The organism is Novacetimonas hansenii JCM 7643 (assembly GCF_000964405.1).
GTDB classification, from domain to species: Bacteria; Pseudomonadota; Alphaproteobacteria; order Acetobacterales; family Acetobacteraceae; genus Novacetimonas; species Novacetimonas hansenii.
The window spans coordinates 1-3,207 of sequence record NZ_BANE01000233.1 but is presented as its reverse complement, the minus strand read 5'-3'; the positions used below and the strand labels follow the sequence as shown (position 1 = coordinate 3,207).

Here is a 3,207-nt window from a genome sequence, read left to right as displayed (position 1 = left end):
GTGCCGCCTTTTTTCAAAAAGGTGGCGTCTTTCGAAGCTTTTTGGGAAAAGCTTCACCAAAAACCTTTATAATTCCAGTGTGTTATCGGGTCTGATTTTTCAAACAGTCTCTCTTGGAAAACATGCAATAACTTTCGTGCTTTCCCCTCCATAGGGGGCTTCGGCACCGTCCTGTGCTGGATTGAAAGTTATCCGGGGCTGACCTTTTCAGAAATCTTCACCGGTGACTTTTCCCCTCTCCCGCATGTCCCGGCAAAAGAGCAGCGGGGTGGGGAGGCAATGCGCCCCTGAACATATGGGGACGCAACCCTGCCCGGCCGGGCCTGTTGTAAAAGGATGACAGCAGGAGAAAGCCCCATGGCCGATGATATCGCCTCTTCCCCTTCCGTCCGGCCCCCGTCTTCGCGTCGTACCGTCCTGCAGGGCATGGCGGCGGGAATGGTCAGTGCGGCGGCAACGGTCCCCCATGGCGTGGATGCCGCCCCCGTCCCCATGGCGGCGGATACGGCGGTTAACCCGGAAACCCGCTATCCCCGCCCGCCCTTCCCACGTCAGTCGCAGCCATGGCCCGGACTTGCGGGGAAGATGGTGCCCCGCCCGGACCATGGGGAAGGGACCTATCGTGGGTCGGGTCGCCTTGCGGGGCGCAAGGCGCTGATTACCGGGGGGGATTCGGGCATCGGGCGTGCCGCGGCCATTGCGTATGCGCGTGAAGGGGCGGATGTCGCCATCGCCTATCTGCCGCAGGAGGAACCCGACGCGCAGGACGTGATGGCCCTGATCCGCGCGGCCGGGCGCAAGGCCATCGCCATTCCCGGCGACCTGCGCGATGAACAGTATTGCAAGGATCTCGTGGCGAAGGCGCATGCCGAACTGGGCGGTCTCGACATCCTCGTCAGCAATGCCGGGCGGCAGGTGCATCAGGCATCCATTGTCGACATCACGACCGAACAGTTTGACGAGACTTTCCGCACCAATGTCTATGCGCTGTTTTTCCTTGCCCGCGCGGCGGTGCCACTGATGCCGCCGGGTGGGGCGATCATTGCCACCGCATCGGTCAATGCCTTCAGCCCGTCGGAAATCCTGCTGGATTATTCCGCAACAAAGGGGGCGATCGTGGCGCTGGTCAAATCTCTGGCCAAACAGATGGTGCACAAGGGAATCCGCGTGAACGCAGTCGCCCCCGGCCCGTTCTGGACCGCGTTGCAGGTCAGTGGCGGACAGACGCAGGACCATATCCACCAGTTCGGGGCTGAAACACCGATGGGCCGCGCGGGACAGCCCGCCGAACTGGCCCCGGTCTATGTACTCCTTGCCTCGGCGGAGGCCAGCTATATCACCGGGCAGGTCTATGCCGCATCAGGCGGCACCGGCGTGGGATAGGACAGACAGCGGCGGGGCTTTTCCTTTGCCCCGCATGCTGGCACACAGGGGCATGCGGTATGTCCTTATGATCTGTGCGATGCTGCTGGCGGCGGTGTTCTGTTACATGGTGCTCGACATGGTGATGCAGACGGGTAATGACGTCGCCAATTCGCATCCGTGGTAAGGACCATATCCCCGGCGTTTCCTTCCCCCCTGTCGCTGTTCCCCGTGCCGTTTTTTTGCCGCGCCGCGCTGCATAAAAGTAACATTCCGGCCATCTTTTGATCACAGCCGCCGCCCACGATGGCGCCATCGACCCTGATGGTGGAAACGGCGATGAACATGTACGCGGTAACGATGGTGGTAATGGCGGGCGTGGGGACGGGAATCGGCCTGTGTCGTGCCGGCATGTGTCGCGCCGGTCTGTGGCGGGCATGGATGACGCGCGAACTTGCGGCGCTGGAACGTGGACGCCCGCTGGATATCTGACACGTCTCTCTTCCGGTGGGGATCGCGTATGGGGCGTGATGTGTTTTCCTGTTGCGTGGGGCGTATTTTTTGCATCTGATGGCCGCACCCGCCATGTCATGCCATCCGGTGTGACAGGACGCGCGCATGTGGGGGCATGCGCGTGCAGGACATAACGGGCCATGATGCCCATGCCGGAGGAAACGCATGATGTTCCGTCCATCCATCCCGTTGATGCTGGGCCTTGGCTGTGCCGTTGCGGTGGCCACCATTGCCCCGGCGCAGGCCCGCAGCGTGCATATATCGGGCCGGTTCGCCACCGAACACGGCGCGACGACCACGCCGGGCGGCGGGGTGACGGCATGGCTGAACCCCAGGACGAACCTTGTCACCTATACGATCAAATGGACGGGACTGAGCGGCAAGGTCACGGCCATCCATTTCCATGGCCCGGCAGGAACAGGGCAGGAGGCCGGCGTCCTTGCCCCGGTGGCCGGGCCCTATGCCTCGCCCCTGCGGGGGGCGGTGCTGCTGTCGTCTGAACAGGCGCGTGCGCTGATGGCGGGACAGGTCTATGTCAACCTGCACACCGATGCCTATCCCAATGGGGAGGCCCGCGCCCAGCTTGCGGCGCAGCCACGATGAGGAACCGATAATCCGCTTCGCGTTTCCTTAATTACATGTATGATATTTCAAATCCGCATGCCTCAGGGCGGATTGATCCGTTTTGCGTGCCTGTTCCCGTTTCGGTGGCCCATCAGTTGAAACGGTTGGGCGACATCGCGTGAAGAAGGAGTTTACGTTGCGCCTTGCATCTGTCGCCGCCCTTTCGGCTGTTGTTGCCCTGCCTGCTTTTGCTGTTGTCCCCGCCCATGCCGCCGATGCGCTTGGCGAACGCACGGGGGAGATCACCTTTACCATTTCCGCCGCCGACCTTGGGGCCGGCATGTCGTGGGGCAAGGGTGTGCTGAGCTTTCAGGGGCATGATTACAATTTCAAGATTCGTGGCGGTTCCGGCGCCGCCATCGGCTTTTCAACGATGCATGCCAAGGGCGGGGTCTTCAACCTCTACCGCACGCAGGATCTGGAGGGGACCTACTGGTCCGTGCAGGGAGAGGCCACGATCGGTGCGGGAACCGGCGGGGCGGTCATGGAAAACAATAACGGCGTGCGGATCAAGTTCACGTCGCGTACATCCGGCGCACGGCTTGCCTTCTCGGTGGAGCGTCTGACCATCCGGCTCAAGAACTGATCCCTTTACCCCTCCCGGCACAGGCGTTCGGAAACGTTTCTGATATATTTTAGAGAGTGTCTGAAAACACACCCTGATAAAAAAGAAAAGTTTTTGGGTGCTGCCTTTTGATCGAAAAAGGC

General features: G+C 61.4%; 4 protein-coding genes. All 4 read left to right on the top strand.

Translation table 11 applies throughout. From position 1 onward, the window contains the following. Nucleotides 1-357 precede the first annotated feature (357 nt). The 4 genes from B7G66_RS13830 to B7G66_RS13815 all read left to right on the top strand — a co-directional run bounded on the left by B7G66_RS13830 (nucleotide 358) and on the right by B7G66_RS13815 (nucleotide 3,085). Nucleotides 358-1,383, top strand: coding sequence for an SDR family oxidoreductase (locus tag B7G66_RS13830; RefSeq protein ID WP_003621538.1), 1,026 nt, complete (start codon nucleotides 358-360; stop codon nucleotides 1,381-1,383). Nucleotides 1,384-1,668: 285 nt separating this feature from the next. Beyond that, nucleotides 1,669-1,854 (top strand): hypothetical protein, encoded by a 186-nt coding sequence (locus B7G66_RS13825; RefSeq protein WP_040511011.1) that lies wholly within the window; start codon nucleotides 1,669-1,671, stop codon nucleotides 1,852-1,854. Between the two features lie 186 nt (nucleotides 1,855-2,040). Further along, a complete protein-coding gene (locus B7G66_RS13820) occupies nucleotides 2,041-2,478 on the top strand; it encodes a CHRD domain-containing protein (protein WP_003621541.1) in 438 nt (145 codons plus the stop codon). A 199-nt stretch (nucleotides 2,479-2,677) separates the two neighbouring features. Then, on the top strand, nucleotides 2,678-3,085 hold the full coding sequence (locus tag B7G66_RS13815) for a hypothetical protein (protein WP_048859292.1): 408 nt from the start codon (nucleotides 2,678-2,680) through the stop codon (nucleotides 3,083-3,085). Nucleotides 3,086-3,207: the final 122 nt, after the last annotated feature.